Origin of the sequence: Cytobacillus sp. FSL W8-0315, assembly GCF_038002905.1 — a bacterium.
GTDB classification, from domain to species: domain Bacteria; phylum Bacillota; class Bacilli; order Bacillales; family Cytobacillaceae; genus Cytobacillus; species Cytobacillus pseudoceanisediminis.
Genome location: NZ_JBBOOC010000001.1, coordinates 2,809,393 through 2,826,235, shown reverse-complemented (window position 1 = coordinate 2,826,235; position 16,843 = coordinate 2,809,393). Strand labels below are relative to the sequence as shown.

Sequence of the window (16,843 nt, the reverse complement as noted above, 5' to 3'; positions counted from 1 at the left end):
TAGTAATAATAATAAGTATTAACACATCTTAGGGAGTACATTTTTTTATGATAAAGGAAAAAAATAATCTGAATCCTGCAGAAAATCAAACACCTGCAGAGATAGTGAAAAGAGCCAAAAAGTCATCTGATTTTAAAGAGATTAAAAAAAATTTTTCTGGAATTCAGATATTCATTTTATACTTTACTTCACTAATCGATCACAAGACGATGGAACATGTATTTCTTCCATATATTAATGAGTGCGAAAAAAAGACTGACCAGGCTTTTGATCTTAATCAATTTAAAAACAGCCTTCCGCTTGAAGACGTTATCAGAACAAAGGAAGCAAAAGAAATCGAAGAAAAAATTCATCAGGGATATGTCCTAATTCAATTTAAAAATAACTTAGATGATTTTCTTTTGGTAAATGTAAATAATTTATCTAAAGGGATAAGAGAATCTAATGAAACAGAAAATGAATTTAATGTTATCGGTCCAAAATTAGGATTTGTTGAGAGTCTTGATACGAATATTCTTCTACTTCGAACTAAGTTAAAATCTCCTTTATTAACGACTGAAGAGATCGTGCTGGGCACGCTGTCAAAAACAAGGGTGGTCATTGTTTATTTAGATGGTATTACAAATGAAGACCACATAAAATTTGTAAAGAAAAGGCTCTCTGAAATAGATTTTGATATTATTTGGGATACTTCTGCTTTAATCCAGCTCATTAAAGAGAATTCTTATACTCCCTTTCCACTTTACTTTTCTTCAGAGAGGCTTGATCGAATCTCATATACACTCACTTCCGGCCAAGTCGTGATCTTTAGTGATGGTTCACCCTACGCAGTATCCGGACCTACTACCATATTCGATTTTTTTCTATCATCTGAAGATTATTATTATAACTGGATTATTGGGTCTTTCTTCCGTTTTACCCGAATACTTGCGATCATCTTTTCCATCTTTTCTTCATCCATTTATGTTGCGGTTGTAACGTTTCATTATGAGGTGGTGCCCGCGGATTTACTGGGTCCGCTAATCGAGTCCAGAGCAAACGTTCCATTTCCGCCGCTGCTGGAAGTTCTTTTTTTAGAATTGACCATTGAATTATTAAGAGAGGCAGGAGCCCGTTTGCCTACTAAAGTAGGACAGACATTGGGCATTGTTGGCGGTATTGTCATTGGACAGGCAGCTGTAATGGCAGCACTGACAAGTAATATTTTACTTATCATTGTCGCTTTATCAGCCTTAGCTTCATTTACTACACCCACTAACGTTATGTCCAACACCATTCGAATATTAAGATTTCCATTTATCATCATGTCATCATTCCTGGGCGGGCTGGGTATTATGATAGGCTTTGCTGTGCTGCTAAGTCATTTGTTTACATTAAAATCATTTAATACTCCTTACATGGTCCCATTACATCCGTTCCGAAGCAATAGTCTTGCGGATAGTATCATTAGGCCGCCTTATACTAAATTAAACAAAAGGCCGGATTATTTGAGACCTAAAGATAAAATTAAATATTCACCTAAAGAGAGTAACAAAAAGAAGGAAGATCTTAATGACGAATAACACATTTCTTAAAGTGAGTATTGTTGTTCTTGCTCTAACTCTGGCTGGATGTGTACCACCCAGTATTATTAATGAAGTTTCTTTGATGCATAATGTCGGATATGACAAAGAAGAAGAGATGTTAAAAGCAAGTGTTGTTTATCCAAATTATGCCGAGAGTGATAAACCTGCTTTGATCACAGCTGCTGCCAAAAATCCATCCAGCCTGCAGGAAGAGCTTAGTCATAAATCTCAATTCCCCTTTGAAATTGGTCAGGTGAGGCTCATGATATTTGGGGATCAATTAAGCAGAGAGGGGTTGGCACCTATACTAGACACCATCTGCAAGGATCCAAAAATCGGCATAATTAGGATTGTCATTACAGATGGAACTCCAGAACTTCTGCTTAGTAAAACCATGAAGGAAAGTCCCCTATATCTAATGGATATGATTGAAAAAAGTATTGAAAATGAGGGAATTCCTGAATCTGATCTTCATGTGATGTATGACCAGTATTTTGGAACCGGAATTGATATGTCCTTTCCAAATCTCACTGTTGATTCTAAAGATCATGTTAAAGTCGATGGAATGGGGATTTTTAAAGATGACAAATTAGCACTCAGGATTTCGGAAGAAGAAACCTTCCTATTAAAATTAATGACGGACACAAATAAAAGAGGGGTTTACAGTTTTAACCTCGACATGAATGGACACAAAGCAAATATTGGGGCCAGAACGATCAATGGAAAACATAAGATCAAAATCACCAGGGAAAACCTCAGGGACCAGGTAAATGTGAGTCTGAATTTGGATGTAGAGCTTGATGCATTACCTGAGTGGATTAATTTAGAAAATGAAAAAGACCTTGAACTGTTTAAAAACGCCTTACAGAAATCCATTTCAAAAGAGGCTGAATCACTCCTTAAGAAATTTCAAACAAATGGGGTAGATCCTTTAGGTATAGGAAGAAGGTATAAAGCCAATCACAGAAATTATTCTGAACTGAGTTTTTACGATCGGATTTATCCCAGTATGACACGTGATGTAACTACCAAAATTACAGTTAGGCAAACCGGGGTGGGAAAATAGGTGAACGTAAAAGTAGAAAAACAATTTCAGGTTTCAGCTTTTTTCACATTTTTTCTCATTCACTCTTCTCAAACGGGAATTGGTATCCTAAATTTTCAAAGCCAGGTGATCAAAGATGCTGAACAGGATGCGTGGATTTCTTTAATTATTACTTGGGTCACAACCCAAATCATACTCTACATGATCTTTAAGCTGCTAGGCGGGGAAACCAATGATTTAGTAGCTGTTCATCAGTATTGCTTTGGAAAAGCACTTGGTAGCATTATGTCTATTCTGGCATTGGTTTATTTCTGGCTGGCTTCTTTTACGGTCCTTCGTGCTTATATTGAGGTCATCCAAATTTGGGTGTATCCTACCATAAAAACATGGCAGCTATGTTTCATTTTCGGACTGACATTTTATTATATTATCTCAAGCGGCTTCCGCAGTCTTGCCGGCTTTAGTTTCTGGGGAGTGATTCTGCCTTCTTTTCTGTTCTTTTTAATCTATTTCCCATTGAAGCATACGAATTTTATTTATCTGCTCCCGGCCTTCAGTCATTCCCTCAAAGAGCTATTTGTCTCTTCTAAAGCGTATGCCCTGCTTTTTCTTGGCTTCGAGTGGATACTGATGTATTATCCCTTCATTAGGAGTTCGAATAACAAAGATATTTCTAAATGGGCCTATTATGGCAATACATATACTTTCATTGTGTACCTGGTTATCACGTTAATATCCTTCTCATACTTTAATCAGGATGTATTGAAACATTTACCCTGGCCCACTTTAATGATGGTTAAAATCGTTAAATTCTCTTTCATAGAAAGATTTGAATATGTATTCATTTTTATATGGCTGTTAGTGATTATATCCCCTATATGTATTTCATTGTGGGCATGTACAAGAATCGTAAAAAGGACCTTTTCAATTCCACCTAAAGCGACTTTACTATTCCTGCTTATTGCAGAGATGATAGCTTCTGTATACCTTCAGGAATTTAGGAGTATCGATTATCTTGTCCAAATTACTTCTAATGCGGGAATTGGTTTTGTATACGTGTATCTGCCGCTCCTTCTTATTATAAAATGGATAAAGAGCCATTTTATGAAACATAAGTTAAACAAAATCTAATTCCTACTGCATAAAGAGTGCCTATCTAGTTAAAAGATAGGCACCCTTTAGGTGATCCATGAAGCTGTTTAACCAACAACTTTTGATATTACTTCGATATTACCTTGAGTTGCTTTGGCATAAGGACAAACCTTATGAGCTTCTGCAACGACTTCTTCTGCCACGCTTGTTTCAACGCCCTTAACAGTGATATCCATTGTAATAGCCAGCACATAGCCATCGTTCGCATCCTTGCCAAGCGTAACTTGTGAAGCAATATTTATACCGTCTGTTTTAATGTTCCTTTTCCTAAGGACAGTGCCCATCGCTCCCTGGAAACATGCGGCAAACCCTGCAGCGAACAGCTGCTCCGGATTGGTTCCAGCTCCGTCCCCGCCTAATTCCTTTGGATATCTCAAGTCTACATTCAGATTGTTATCGTCAGATACGGCTTTCCCATCTCTTCCGCCTTGAACATTTACAGTAGCCGTGTACAATTTCTTTTCTATTTTCATCATTTTAAAAACTCCCCTTTTTATAATGGATTAGTATATTTTTGGCTTCAATATTTCCACAAGTAGCTTTTGCATTCAGGGTAACCTTTATGAGCTCGACAATGACTTTTTCTATACAGCTGGTCTTTGCCCTTATCTTTGGTGCACCGTGAATTTACTTACTAGAAGGTAAGTTTATCTTAAAAAAACGATCTTGTGCTACAACGACAAGCAAGGGAAAAATGGACAAATTATGAACTCACGGAACTGTTGGAGAATTATTATTCAGTTGCGACATTCCCCATTGCAATTGAAATTCTATTCCAGCTGTTGATTTGATTGATGATTAGAACAAGGTCAATATATTGCTTCTCATCATAATGTTCACGTACCCGCTGATAAAGCTCATCTGGCACACGTTTTGCCGGGATTAAAGTTATGTGCTCTGTTAATTCAAGAGCTGCTTTTTCTGCTTCGGTGTAAAATGTGCACTCTCTCCATGCACTGATGCAATATAAACGCTGTTCTGTTTCTCCCATTTTTCTCGCATCAGCTGTATGCATGTTAATGCAATAGGCACAGCCATTTATTTGTGAAGCCCTGATTTTTATAAGTTCACGCAGCTTACGGTCTAAACCTGTCGTTTTCGTATACTTCTCCATTTCCATCATTATTTTCATTGCCTCTGGTGCTAAATTGTAATAATCAATTCGTTGTTCCAATATCAATTCCTCCTTATAAGCTGATTCAACAAATAATTGAACCGCATTTTGAAATTTCAATTATAGATAATATCAATCAGCGATTGATATTATCTATAATAAATTGTACACTTTATTATGTCAAACAACTTTTCATGTTAATTGATTCCAATTGACCCTGTTTGACAAAGAAATAAAAAATTCTTAAGATAAATGAATCTCATTTATAAAGAGGTGTTTGTAATGCAGTATAGTATTGGGGTTGAATATGCACTTCACTGCCTCGTATATTTAATTGATCATACAGAGGATTCCTCCATTGGAATAAAGGAACTCTCCACCTTCCAAGGGGTTTCCGAAACATATCTTTCAAAGATTTTCAGTAAATTATCAAAGAACGGTATTGTCAGTTCCGTTCCTGGAGTAAAGGGTGGCTATAAACTCGCTAAATCTCCAGAAGAAATATCTTTTTGGGATGTAATTGAAGCAGTGGAAGGTCCCAAGCCGATTTTTCAATGCAAAAACATTAAAGATAATGGTTATTTGTATAGAGATAATACCTGTTCTTCGGCTCCCTCCTCTTGTACCATCAATTTAGTTATGCTCTCAGCCGAAGAAAAAATGCGTGATTTCCTGCGAAGTAAAACACTTTCATGGTTAAATGAAGAGCTTGATCGTGTCTTGCCAAATCAAATACGTGAAGAAACCCGGAAATATTTCTCCAAGAGCAGCCTATAAAACAAACCTCTCTTGTAATTCCTTAAAGAGGAATATGGAGAGGTTTGTTGTACCATTGGATTGTTTATTGTAACTGCAACCACCCTCAATAAACATGCCCCATTGCCGAACCGCCAGGTAGGCTCACGGCCTTTTGGGGTGTATGGGCCACTTTAAAGAAGACTCGGTCAAATTAGGGGCAGATAACCCACCACTAATCAGTGACAAAGGTAAAAAGAAAAAACGCTTGGATTACCAAGCGTTTTTTCGTTCTAATTGTATTGTTATTTGAGATGAAGTTTTAGAGAACAAATCTCCTGAATTCAATTACAATTAACACGATTGCTCCTCTCAAACCACTGACTTCTTTTTTTCAGTCACCGCTTCAATTGAATTACTCATAATTTGAACCATTTTTCTGATTTGATCATCAGAACTCGCCAGAGGCGGCATAAAGACGATTACATCCCCAAGCGGCCTTGTGAGCATCCCCCTTTTTCTCATTTCCAGTGTGGCATGATAGCCCATTCGCTTTTCCCATGGAAAAGGTTTCCCTGTTTCTTTATCCTGAACTAGTTCAATACCGCACATTAATCCTAATTGGCGGATGTCTCCTGCATGTTTTAGGCTTTTTAATGCTGCCAGTTCGGATTTTATTACTTCTGCTTTTTTTACTGCCTGTTCCACGAGTTTTTCTTTTTCATAGATTTTCAGATTGGCCAAAGCAACCGCACATCCGAGCTGATTGCCCGTGTATGAATGTCCATGAAAGAATGTCTTCATTTCTTGATATTCGCCATAAAATTCTTTATAAATTTCCTCTGTCGTAAGTGTTGCAGCAAGGGGAAGATAGCCGCCAGTTATCCCTTTCGCAACGGTCATAATATCCGGCTGAACGCCTTCATGCTCGATTGCAAACATCTTTCCTGTCCGGCCAAAACCAGTAGCTACCTCATCAACAATTAAAAGGATATTGAATTCCCGGCACAGCTCTTCTACTCCTTTAAGATAGCCCTCAGGCATGATATTCATGCCTCCTGCCCCCTGGATAAGCGGTTCCAGTGTTATGGCTGCAATTTCCTCATGATGTTCCTGAAAAATGGCTCTTAGCTCTGTTAATGCCCGTTCTTTAACTTCCGCTTCTCCTGAATAAGGACTGCGGTATTGGAGCGGAAAAGGGGCCTTTATCGTTGGAAACATTAAGGATCCATAGACACGGTGAAATAGATCGACACTCCCAATACTGATTGCACCAATTGTATCTCCATGATAATTGTTAGTGAGGGTTACGAATTTCTTTTTCTTTTGATTTCCTTTGTTTTGCCAATATTGATAGGCCATCTTGATGGCAATTTCTACTGATGTTGCTCCTGAATCAGAATAGAATACTCGCTGCAAATTCTCCGGTGTAATTTCAATAAGTTTGTCAGCAAGCCGAATGGCAGGGACATTAGCTGCTCCTAATAAGGTTGAATGAGCGATTAAATCAAGCTGCTCCATTATGGCCTCATTCAATTCCTTTTTCCGGTGGCCGTGTACATTTAGCCATAGTGAGGAGTAGCCATCCAAGTATTCCTTCCCGCAAATATCCTTCAGAATGATGCCTTCTCCGCATTCAATGATCAGCGGATCACTCTCATAATCTTTCATTTGTGTAAACGGTAACCATAGATGCTTTGTGCTGCTTTCTAATAGATTTGCCTGCTCACTCATTTCTGTCCTCCTCCATTATATTGCCCAGCTTTGAAAATATGTTCTCAAGAAATTCCGAATCACCAACTGCGGATGATGGATTTTCTAAATGTGGTATCATGCCAATTACTGGCAGCTTTGTCATAAGTTCAATCATCTGTATGTTGTCCTGCTCAATCTTTGTATCTCCGATGGACATCTGATTCATAATAATCCCCTTTACATCCACACCCTCCTGTATTAATCTCTCTGCTGTAAGAGTTGTGTGGTTGATTGTGCCTACCCCTGTCCTTGCTACAATAACAACAGGAACATCCAGATCTTTCATTAAATTAAGCATGTTATATCCATCATCCCTTAAAGGAACGATAACTCCTCCAGCACCTTCCATTAATACAAAATCATTGTCCTCTGACAGCTGCTCATAATGTTCAATTATCTTATTGACATCTATTTCTTTTCCTTCTTCCCTTGCTGCCAGATGCGGGGAACATGGTTTTTTAAATAAATATGTATAGGAAGCTGTTAATTCCGGATTGGCCAGTTTATAAAATTCCACATCAGGTGCTGAAAGCTTGCCATTAATGATTTCAGCTCCACTTTGCACAGGCTTATATGCCGCGACCTGGGTACCTCTCTTTGTTAAAAATGCTATTAGGAGAGCGGCAGCGGTGGTTTTTCCTGCATCTGTATCTGTACCTGTTATAAAGAGACTTTTAATATAAATTCCCCCTTTTTATATGTTAACCATATTTACAATAAAGTTAACATATGAGACTATTATATTCAACTTATTGTTAACTAAGTAACTAATTAAATTAACACAACTTAAGGAGGTTAATATGAAAGCTTTAAGCACTCAAGATTTAGTTCTTTGTGGCCTTTTTGCAGCTCTAATGGCAATTGGCGCAAATCTATCCCCTTTTTTAATGATAGGGAGTGTTCCGATTACTATCCAGCTTCTCTTTGCTATTTTGGGCGGGGCGGTATTAGGGAGCAGAAAAGGGACACTGGCAATGCTTGTCTATATGTTTGTTGGTTTAATAGGAGCACCTGTTTTTGCGCAGTTTAAAGGGGGACCTGTCCAGTTATTAAGCCCTACTTTCGGTTTCGTGCTGTCTTTTGTGGCTGTTGCTTATGTTTCTGGAAAATTAGTGGGGGATTCTCAAATTATTAAACAAAAGCACTATTTTACTGCAGGATTTTTAAGCATATTATGCAATTACATAATTGGAACCAACTGGATGTACTTAGCTCTTATTCTTTGGGCAGAAGCACCAAAGGGGTTTAGCTATAGCATGGCCTGGGGCTGGATGCTGGCCTATTTGCCGCTTGACTTGGCGGTTACGGCTTTTTCATTTTTCCTGGTCCCAAAACTGAAACACGCACTTAGAAGAACCCATAATCTTAAAACCGATATGTGATCGAAATAAGTTTTACAAGCTGCTTTAAGAACAGTCCTATCGATATGATGATGAAGCGTTAGATCCGTCATTTAGAATTGGCCACCTAAAGAAGACCGGGTTAATTTATGTGTCGCGAATCCACCACTATAATCTAATACAAATATGAAAGAAAAACGCTGGGATGACCGAGCGTTTTTCTCTACTAAATTATTTAAGGGCTCAAAATGGCTTTTAGTACCCTAAGCAGCCCTCTCCATTTCCCTTTTCTTCTTCTCTTTCCTCCCCTTTTTCAATGTGAATTTTTTCATAACTCCTGCCAAGCCGGAAGGGAACCCAAGGAGCACCACTATATATAAGAACCCAAGGATAATCGTCCATCGTTCAAAGATGGGGTAAGTCATCGCAAGCTCTGAAAGATAATGTCTTAAAAATTCGATGATCCCCGCTCCTGCTATGGCACCTGCCAGGGTTCCCAGTCCTCCGATCATTGTCATCAGGAGGGCATCCAGCGTGACTTCAATGGAAAAGACATTGGTATTGATGAACCTTAACGATACAGCATACAGAGCCCCGCTGAAGGAAGCTGCCACTCCGGCCGTTACACTGGCAATCAATTTATAATGTAAGGTTTTATACCCTAATGCCTCTGCGCGATATTCATTCTGGGATATGGCTTTTAATACCTTGCCTGTGGATGATTCCGTAAAGAGCTTCAGCAGGATAAAAACGGCAGCCACACTGAAGAGCGTAATATAATAGAAGGAAGTACGGTCTTTGAATACATCTGGCACACTGAATGTAAATCCGTCACCGCCTTGTGTCAGTCCCCTCCACTTCTCTGCCAGTACAAGAAACAGCTGTGATACAGCCAGTGTCAGCATCGCATAAAAGTGGCTTTTGAGCCTTAGGGATAACAACCCGATGATATAGCTAACCAAAGCGGACAGAAGGATGCCTATCACCAATCCTATTAAAAAGTTGGGCAGAGTTGCGTCCAGCTTATTAAAAATGAGAGCCGTGCTGTACGCGCCGATCCCAAAGAACATGCAATGACCAAAGGAAACAATGCCGGTATAACCTAAAAGAATATCAAAGCTCATCGCAAATATGGCAAAAATGAAGATTTGTGCAAGTAAAATCAGTGTGCTTCGGGAGTCATTAACAAAGGGAAACAGAAGCAGGAATAGCAGAATCGCAAGCCCCCAGTACAGCGGCACTTTATGAAATACCCCTCTCATACGGTACTCCCCTTTTCTCCCAGCAGCCCTGTTGGTTTTACTAATAATACAATGGCCAATAGGAGCATATTCAATGCCAGTGACAAATCAGGCATATAATAAGCCATAAACGCTCCCGCTACTCCTACGATCAGGGAAGCCAGTGCCGATCCCTGCAGACTGCCCATTCCGCCAATGATGACCACAATAAAAGCCAGTATGGCATACTGCATACCCATTTCCGCAAAAACGACTCCGGAATACGGCGCCAATAGCGCTCCTCCTAAAGCAGCCAATCCGGCACCAAGCAGGAATACGAATGTAAAAAGACCCTTGACATTGATTCCGAGCGCCTGAACCATTTCCTTATCAAGCACTCCAGCCCTGATCATAAGTCCAATCTGCGTACGGCTGAGCAATAGCCATAATGCCAGATACAGCAGCAAACCAACCACAATCACAAACACACGGTATTTTATGATGATGATTCCATCAAACTGATAACTCCCTTCAAGCCACGCTGGCAGGTTTACCCTTATCGGGTTTGGCCCCCAGAAGATTTTGATGCTTTCCGATAATACCAGCATCCCGCCTAATGTAATCAGCAGCTGCCTCACATGATTCCCATAGACAGGACGGATCAGGAATCTCTCCAGTACCCAGCCCAAGACCACTCCAACTGCAGCGGCACCCGCTATCGCTAATAGAAAACTGTTTGTTTCTTTAAAGATCCACGCTCCTGAGAAAGCGCCCCAGACGAATAATCCGCCATGGGCGAAGTTCAATACACTCATCAGTCCAAAGATTAAGGTAAGTCCAGCAGCCAGAAGGAATATCAAAAGCCCTGTTGAAACCCCATTGACCAATAAATTAATAAAGACTTCCATTTCCAGCCCCCCTTCACTGCTTACGCGATGCCCAAGTATTTCTGACAGGTTTCCTTGTCTTCCTTAAGATCCTGCATGCAGCCATCATGGACTATTTTTCCGTCGTCCATAATGTAAAAGTAATCGCCGATTTCACTCGCCATTAGGAAATTCTGTTCCACAAGCAGTATCGTTGTTTTTTCCTTCATTTTCAGAATAGATTCCATGAGTTTTTCCACCATAATGGGTGACAGTCCTTTGCTAGGTTCATCTATCAGCAGCAGTCCATCTCCATTGATATAGGCTCTGGCAATGGCAAGCATCTGTTTTTGTCCGCCGGAAAGCAATCCGCTTTTCTTGCTCCAGAACTTCTTCAAATCCGGGAAGAGCTCCAACATCCACTCCATTTTTTCCTCTGTCTCACCTGTGCTCTTTGCCTTGGCCAGATTCAGGGTTTCTTCTACTGTCAGCGCACTGAACATTCCCTGATTTTCCGGCACATAGCCGATTCCTTTTCTGGAGATAAGGTGGGTAGGGATTCCGCTGATCTTCTGATCGTGATAATGCACGGAACCCGTGGTGGATGGGTTAAAGCCCATGATGGTCCGCAGTGTTGTCGTTTTGCCTGCGCCATTTCTCCCGAAGAGAACGGTGATGCTTCCCTCTTCCACAGACATGGACACACCCTGAAGAATGTGATATTGACCCAAATAGGTCTCCAGATTATCCAGTTTTAATAGACTCACGGTGCAAGCCTCCTAAATATGCCGTCTGAACTCTTTGATCCTTAATAATTTCCTTCGGATTGCCACTGGCCAAGAGCTCTCCATTGAATAGCACCACAAGGGTATCGGACAGATGCATGACCATTTCCATTTTGTGTTCGATTAAGACAATCGTGTACATGCCTTCCTTCTTAATGTTCTCAATCACTTGCAGAATCGCAGGGATCTCTTCAATCGATATGCCTGCCGTCGGCTCATCGAGCAGAAGCAGTTCTGTTTTAAGAGCCAGCAGCATGGCCAGTTCCAGTTTTCTTTTTTCCCCATGTGCCAGATCCTGTGCCAGCACATCTTCCTTGCCACTTAGCATGCACCGCTCCATGACAAATTTTGCTTCCTCCTGCTGGCGGCTCATGAAAGAAAGCCTTGGTAAGATCGAATAATAATCTTTGCTCGATGACTGGATAGCCAGCCTGATATTTTCCAGGACCGTCAGCTCCGGAAAAATATTGGTGAGCTGGAAGGAGCGGCCGATGCCCCTTCTCGCCCGTAAAGGTACCGAAAGCTTGGTTATATTATCTTTCTTAAAATAAATCTCTCCATTTGTCGGGGTGATCTGGCCGCTCAGCAGGTTAAAGAGTGTGGTCTTGCCTGCCCCATTGGGACCGATAATCGAAGTCAGCTTCCCTCGCTCTATTTCCAGGCTCACATCTTTGATGACATCATGCTCGCCAAAGGAAACCGATAGGCTTTTTGTTTCCAGTATTTTTTCCAACTTGTCGGCCCCTCCTTTTACCTAACTATTTTGACTTTTTACTTGCCATTCCGGACTGGCGGCTCGGTTTCTTCCATATTTAATTCCCTGATCAGGACCGGTACCGGATGATCTACGCCTTCCTGTTCCTCGAGAGTTACTGCATACAAAGACTGCATTGCCTGATGATCCTCAGCACGGAATTTCATCGTTCCTTTCGGTGTCTCAAATTCCATGTTTTCCATTGTGCTGATCAACCCATCCACATCTTTATCGCCTTCCGTTTTCTTTAGTGCCTCCACAATGGAAATGGCAGCTGTCATTCCGCCTGCTGTAAACAGATCCGGAATTTCACCGTCAAATTTTTTCTTATGCTCCTCCACCAGCCAGTCGTTCACTTCATTATCCGGAAGGGTATGATAATAAATGGAAAAACCGCTCATGCCAATTAAGGAATCCATCGTTTTTAGGGAAGCAATGTCCTGTGCGGCTGTGGAAATTTTTATACCCTGCTCTTCCAGCTGCATATCCTTTAACTGTTTCCATGGTGCATTGGATCCTGCCCAGACGATATAAAGATAATCAGGCTTTTCATTTATGATGCTTTGAATATTCGCTGTGAAGTCAGTGGAATTCGGGTCTGCATACTGTTCATTCACAATAGTGGCACCGAGCTTCTCTGCTCCTTCTTTAAAAGCGGCGATTCCTTCCCGGCCGTAGGCATTATCCTGTGCGAAGGTCGCGATTTTCACATTTTTTTCAGCGATTGCTGCCGCACCGGCAACAGCATCCTGAGACGAATTTCTTCCTGTCCTGAAGATATACTTGTTCCAGTTCTGTCCAGTGATGCTATCTGCTACAGCAGGCTCAACCACCATAATTTTTTCGTATTCTTCAGCGAGCGGCAAGACGGCAAGAGTGTCTCCAGAGCTTGATGAACCCACTAAGAAATCTACCTCATCCTCTTCCAGCAGCTTCGTTGCTTTTCTTACTGCTACATCCGGCTTTGTTTCTGTATCTTCCACAATGAACTCAACCTTTTTGCCGGCTATTTCATTGGATCCCTCGGTTGCATAATCGAGCCCCAGCTCAAATCCGGCAACTGTTTGCTTTCCGTACGTCTCGAGAGGACCGGTTAAGGAGGCTAGAACACCAATTTTAACCGTATCTTCTTCTGAACTTGCTGTGTCTCCGGAACATCCGGTAATGAATAAAAGAGTGAGTACGATTAAGAGAGTTAAAACAGACTTAATGCCTTTCACCTTACACTTCACTTCCCTTTTTTAATTTTCTTTTCTAAAGAACTGAATTTTATGGAGCAGTCCGTCAGCGACAATGATATTCCCGCTGCTGTCTATATCAAGACCCTGAGGTGAAAAGAAATGTCCGTCCTCACCGCTGAAAGATCCAAACTGCTCTATGAATCTGCCATTTTCATCATAGACATTCATACGGTTGTTGGAAGTATCTGTCACATACACACGGTTCTGTTCATCAATGGCAATGCCTGTAGGCAGGAACAAATCACCCGGTTCTTCGCCCCAATTCTCTAATGGATCCAGGTGGCCGGTTCCTCCGTTTGTTCCCCATTTCGTAATAAACTGGCCATTGTTATCGAATTTCTGAACACGATTGTTGATTCGGTCCACTGCGTACACATTGTCTTTAGAATCAATCGCCAGCTGCATCGGCTGAGAGAATTCGCCATTGCCAGTCCCTTTTCTGCCCCATTCCTTCATATACACGAAAAAGGAATTAAACTTTTGGATTCGGTTATTTTCAGAGTCTGACACAAAGATATTGCCTTTGCTGTCAACTGCCACACCGCTTGGGAATTGAAAAAAGCCGCTTAATGTTCCTAAAGATCCGTAGGCTGCCAGAAAGGTTCCTGAATTGGAGAACTTTTGAATGCGGTGATTCACTGAGTCAGCCACATATACATTGTCATAACGGTCAACTGCTATTTGTCTCGGCACAAAAAATTGACCTGCATAACTGCCGTAGCCAAAAGGTCCGCCTGTCCCGTACATACTTCCCCATTTACTTACCAGACTTCCGTTTGTATTATACTTCAGGATTCTATGATTAAAGGAATCAGAAACAAACACATTTCCCTTTGAATCGCTTTGAACATCGTAAGGTCCTGCATATTGTTTGTCACCATACCTGCCTAATCCGATTGTCATCTTATACGAGATGCTCAATCCTATTTCCTTGTAGACTTCAATCCGGTTATTGCCTGTATCGGTAATAAATAAATCTCCATCTCCATCCGGCAGGACCTGATTCGGATACACTAAGTTAGGAAAAATACCAGTTGTATAGAGAAAACGGTCAGAGGCATCAAATTTCATGATTCGGTTATTATAGGTGTCCGCTACATATAAAGCTCCGGAATTAGGCTCAAAGTTGATTCCCCTTGGATGGTAAAACTGATAAGAGCCTAATCCAGGTTCAAGACCGCCTATTTTTCGCTTGAAGCTGCCGTTCTGATCGAACACTTGAATTCGATTGTTGTACGTATCCGCTACATAAACTTCGCCACTATTGTTTATGGCAATGCCTTGCGGAAGCGCCATCTGCCCATCGCCTTTTCCATAGGATCCAATCGTAAGGAGATACTGTCCCTCGGAATTATATTTTTGAATGCGATGGTTAAATTCATCTGTAATGTAATAATTGTTCTGCTGATCTATCGCTATTTCTCTAGGAAACCCAAATTGATTATTCCCTTCCCCTTTAGTTCCCCAGCTCTTAATGAATTTGAATTGGGAATCAAACTTCTGAATTCGGTAGTTGCCTGTATCAGCAACCAGAATGTTCCCTTCTCGATCAATGGCAATGCCAAAAGGCATATTAAATTCTCCCGGTGAATGGCCGAGGGATCCAAATGCACCCAGGATTTTGCCGGAGGAATCCATTTTTACTATACGATGATTCCCCATATCTGCCATGTAAAGATTACCGGAGCTATCTTTGGCCAGTGCTACCGGCGTCCTGAACTTGTTGGCGGGATCAGTCTCATTTCCCCAGGCCTGCTGAAAGCTATAGGAAGATTCTGCAAAACCGCTGCTTCCGCCCCAAAGTGAAAATAGAAGGAGGAACAGGACTATCCCCTTTATCCTTTTCATCTTTTCTCTCCTTTCCACTTCACAACAGTCGCAGCCCACGTATACCCAGTTCCCGCACTGACAGCTACGGCAATATCCCCTGGTTTTAAAAGTCCCCGTTCCTGTGCAAAGTGCAGACCAATGCATGGGTCGAGTGAAGACATGTGGCCATGGTGATTTAAGTAAATGGCTTTTTCTTCTGTAAGTTCGAGTGATTGTAAGAGTTCTTTGAACATGGAACGTTTGGTGTGCAGTGGCAATAGGAGTTTCATATCTTGAGGAGTATAACCGCTTCTATGGAGTGCTTCGCGAACTACATGATCAAAATTTGCAATCGATACAGGATCAAGTCTTTCTTTCATGGATTGCGGATCTTTTACATCAATATAATGGAGGTTTTTCTCGACTGTTTCGTGGCTTGCAAAGTGCTTGGACCCTCCAGCCGGTGTTCGGACATCATCATGAAAGGATCCGTCTGTCAGGATGGCACTTTCGAGTATTTCATTCTGGGAGGCATCCCTTGTGACCAGAGCAGCAGTGCCTCCATCCGCAAAGTTGAACATGAAGCGTGAGCGCGGGTTAGCATAATCGATAATTTGTGATTCCTTGCATCCCCCAACCAGCAAAATATTTTGAATGGAATGGTCTGAAGCAATCATATCTTTCGCTACCTTCAATGCAATCGGAAAACAGGAGCTGACATTCATGATTTCAAACGCATAGGCATTTTTTGTCCCTAATTCATGCTGTATTTTCGGAGCACTTGACCAGACATAATAATCCTTATGAGGACTTCCAAAGTAAATCACGACATCGATGGACAGCGGGTCGATCCCTTCGATCGCCTGCGTTCCCGCAGCAATTGCCAGGTCGGAGGCATGCAGGCTGTCATCTGCAACGTGCTTTTGAACTAAACCGAACTTTTCGATAATCACCTGTTCGGGTATTCCCGTCTTTACAGCCAGATCGGCTGCCGTTTCGATTTCAGGAGGAAAAAAAACTCCTGTTGCTTTAATGCCAATTCCCATCAGATTACCCCTCCATCCTCAGGCACCATCATTTTGGCTGTGCCCGTCAAAACTAGTGTCCCATCCTGATTAAAGCATTCTGTCAGCAAAGTCAGTATTCGCCTTTCGCTGTCAATTTCCTGAACCGTTCCTTTTGCGGTAATGGTATCCCCTATAAAAACAGGCGCCTTAAATCGGATCGTCTGTTCTACATAAATGGATCCTTTTCCCGGCAGATGCACACCCAATAGCTGGGATAATAAACTGGATGTTAAGAGACCATGAGCGATCCGCTGTTTGAACCTCGTTTTTTTGGCGTATTCCCCGTCTATGTGGACCGGGTTGAAGTCGCCGCTTAATCCCGCAAACATCACAAAGTCTGTTTCCGTAATGGTTTTGCTGCAGGAGGCCTGCTGGCCGACACTATAACTGATCAC

17 protein-coding genes are annotated in these 16,843 nt (G+C 41.5%); 5 read left to right on the top strand and 12 right to left on the bottom strand.

Annotated elements, in window-relative coordinates; genetic code table 11:
• Positions 1-47 precede the first annotated feature (47 nt).
• From MKY20_RS14575 to MKY20_RS14565, 3 genes are read left to right on the top strand one after another with little or no spacing between them, the layout of a single operon-like run.
• Entirely contained in the window at positions 48-1,562 is a 1,515-nt protein-coding gene (locus MKY20_RS14575; protein WP_009333853.1) for a spore germination protein, read from the top strand.
• Positions 1,552-2,631: a Ger(x)C family spore germination protein gene (locus tag MKY20_RS14570; protein WP_009333852.1), complete on the top strand. Its 1,080-nt coding sequence runs from the start codon at positions 1,552-1,554 to the stop codon at positions 2,629-2,631. Before MKY20_RS14575 ends, MKY20_RS14570 begins: the two co-directional genes overlap by 11 nt.
• Entirely contained in the window at positions 2,632-3,741 is a 1,110-nt protein-coding gene (locus MKY20_RS14565) for a GerAB/ArcD/ProY family transporter (RefSeq protein WP_009333851.1), read from the top strand.
• A 68-nt stretch (positions 3,742-3,809) separates the two neighbouring features.
• On the opposite strand, the gene MKY20_RS14560 is transcribed toward MKY20_RS14565, so the two are convergent.
• Positions 3,810-4,238 (bottom strand): organic hydroperoxide resistance protein, encoded by a 429-nt coding sequence (locus MKY20_RS14560; protein ID WP_009333850.1) that lies wholly within the window; start codon positions 4,236-4,238, stop codon positions 3,810-3,812.
• A 257-nt stretch (positions 4,239-4,495) separates the two neighbouring features.
• Positions 4,496-4,936, bottom strand: a complete 441-nt coding sequence (locus tag MKY20_RS14555; protein ID WP_009333849.1) for a carboxymuconolactone decarboxylase family protein — start codon at positions 4,934-4,936, stop codon at positions 4,496-4,498.
• A 222-nt stretch (positions 4,937-5,158) separates the two neighbouring features.
• Between MKY20_RS14555 and MKY20_RS14550 the strand changes: the two genes are divergently transcribed.
• On the top strand, positions 5,159-5,653 hold the full coding sequence (locus MKY20_RS14550; protein WP_009333848.1) for an RrF2 family transcriptional regulator: 495 nt from the start codon (positions 5,159-5,161) through the stop codon (positions 5,651-5,653).
• Between the two features lie 330 nt (positions 5,654-5,983).
• On the opposite strand, the gene bioA is transcribed toward MKY20_RS14550, so the two are convergent.
• Positions 5,984-7,345, bottom strand: a complete 1,362-nt coding sequence (gene bioA, locus MKY20_RS14545; RefSeq protein WP_009333846.1) for an adenosylmethionine--8-amino-7-oxononanoate transaminase — start codon at positions 7,343-7,345, stop codon at positions 5,984-5,986.
• A complete protein-coding gene (gene bioD, locus MKY20_RS14540) occupies positions 7,338-8,030 on the bottom strand; it encodes a dethiobiotin synthase (protein ID WP_232292513.1) in 693 nt (230 codons plus the stop codon). Before bioD ends, bioA begins: the two co-directional genes overlap by 8 nt.
• Before the next feature lie 136 nt (positions 8,031-8,166).
• Here bioD and MKY20_RS14535 point away from each other — a divergent pair, with 136 nt between their 5' ends.
• The gene (locus tag MKY20_RS14535; protein ID WP_009333844.1) at positions 8,167-8,748 is read left to right on the top strand and encodes a biotin transporter BioY; all 582 of its coding nucleotides are present in this window, start codon (positions 8,167-8,169) and stop codon (positions 8,746-8,748) included.
• A 221-nt stretch (positions 8,749-8,969) separates the two neighbouring features.
• Here the strand turns inward: MKY20_RS14535 and MKY20_RS14530 are convergent, their stop codons facing one another.
• Genes MKY20_RS14530 through MKY20_RS14495 form a run of 8 tightly spaced genes read right to left on the bottom strand, consistent with a single transcriptional unit; the run spans position 8,970 to position 16,843 of the window.
• Entirely contained in the window at positions 8,970-9,923 is a 954-nt protein-coding gene (locus MKY20_RS14530) for a branched-chain amino acid ABC transporter permease (RefSeq protein WP_034296916.1), read from the bottom strand.
• Between the two features lie 41 nt (positions 9,924-9,964).
• Positions 9,965-10,834, bottom strand: a complete 870-nt coding sequence (locus MKY20_RS14525; RefSeq protein ID WP_009333842.1) for a branched-chain amino acid ABC transporter permease — start codon at positions 10,832-10,834, stop codon at positions 9,965-9,967.
• Positions 10,835-10,854: 20 nt separating this feature from the next.
• Complete coding sequence (locus MKY20_RS14520) at positions 10,855-11,559, bottom strand: ABC transporter ATP-binding protein (RefSeq protein WP_009333841.1); 705 nt, start codon at positions 11,557-11,559, stop codon at positions 10,855-10,857.
• Entirely contained in the window at positions 11,537-12,310 is a 774-nt protein-coding gene (locus tag MKY20_RS14515; RefSeq protein ID WP_341001648.1) for an ABC transporter ATP-binding protein, read from the bottom strand. Before MKY20_RS14515 ends, MKY20_RS14520 begins: the two co-directional genes overlap by 23 nt.
• Before the next feature lie 38 nt (positions 12,311-12,348).
• Complete coding sequence (locus tag MKY20_RS14510; protein WP_009333839.1) at positions 12,349-13,551, bottom strand: substrate-binding domain-containing protein; 1,203 nt, start codon at positions 13,549-13,551, stop codon at positions 12,349-12,351.
• A 21-nt stretch (positions 13,552-13,572) separates the two neighbouring features.
• Positions 13,573-15,420: a 6-bladed beta-propeller gene (locus MKY20_RS14505; protein ID WP_341001646.1), complete on the bottom strand. Its 1,848-nt coding sequence runs from the start codon at positions 15,418-15,420 to the stop codon at positions 13,573-13,575.
• Positions 15,417-16,427, bottom strand: a complete 1,011-nt coding sequence (locus tag MKY20_RS14500) for a 3-oxoacyl-ACP synthase (protein WP_341001644.1) — start codon at positions 16,425-16,427, stop codon at positions 15,417-15,419. Before MKY20_RS14500 ends, MKY20_RS14505 begins: the two co-directional genes overlap by 4 nt.
• A complete protein-coding gene (locus MKY20_RS14495) occupies positions 16,427-16,843 on the bottom strand; it encodes a MaoC/PaaZ C-terminal domain-containing protein (RefSeq protein WP_087944881.1) in 417 nt (138 codons plus the stop codon). Before MKY20_RS14495 ends, MKY20_RS14500 begins: the two co-directional genes overlap by 1 nt.

Excerpts from the sequence above, each read along its gene's own strand:
- bioA (WP_009333846.1), bottom strand. The coding sequence starts at position 7,345 with ATGAGTGAGCAGGCAAATCTATTAGAAAGCAGCACAAAGCATCTATGG.
- MKY20_RS14525 (WP_009333842.1), bottom strand. The coding sequence starts at position 10,834 with ATGGAAGTCTTTATTAATTTATTGGTCAATGGGGTTTCAACAGGGCTT.
- MKY20_RS14500 (WP_341001644.1), bottom strand. The coding sequence starts at position 16,427 with ATGGGAATTGGCATTAAAGCAACAGGAGTTTTTTTTCCTCCTGAAATC.
- MKY20_RS14535 (WP_009333844.1), top strand. The coding sequence starts at position 8,167 with ATGAAAGCTTTAAGCACTCAAGATTTAGTTCTTTGTGGCCTTTTTGCA.
- MKY20_RS14550 (WP_009333848.1), top strand. The coding sequence starts at position 5,159 with ATGCAGTATAGTATTGGGGTTGAATATGCACTTCACTGCCTCGTATAT.
- MKY20_RS14505 (WP_341001646.1), bottom strand. The coding sequence starts at position 15,420 with ATGAAAAGGATAAAGGGGATAGTCCTGTTCCTCCTTCTATTTTCACTT.
- MKY20_RS14575 (WP_009333853.1), top strand. The coding sequence starts at position 48 with ATGATAAAGGAAAAAAATAATCTGAATCCTGCAGAAAATCAAACACCT.
- MKY20_RS14560 (WP_009333850.1), bottom strand. The coding sequence starts at position 4,238 with ATGATGAAAATAGAAAAGAAATTGTACACGGCTACTGTAAATGTTCAA.
- MKY20_RS14570 (WP_009333852.1), top strand. The coding sequence starts at position 1,552 with ATGACGAATAACACATTTCTTAAAGTGAGTATTGTTGTTCTTGCTCTA.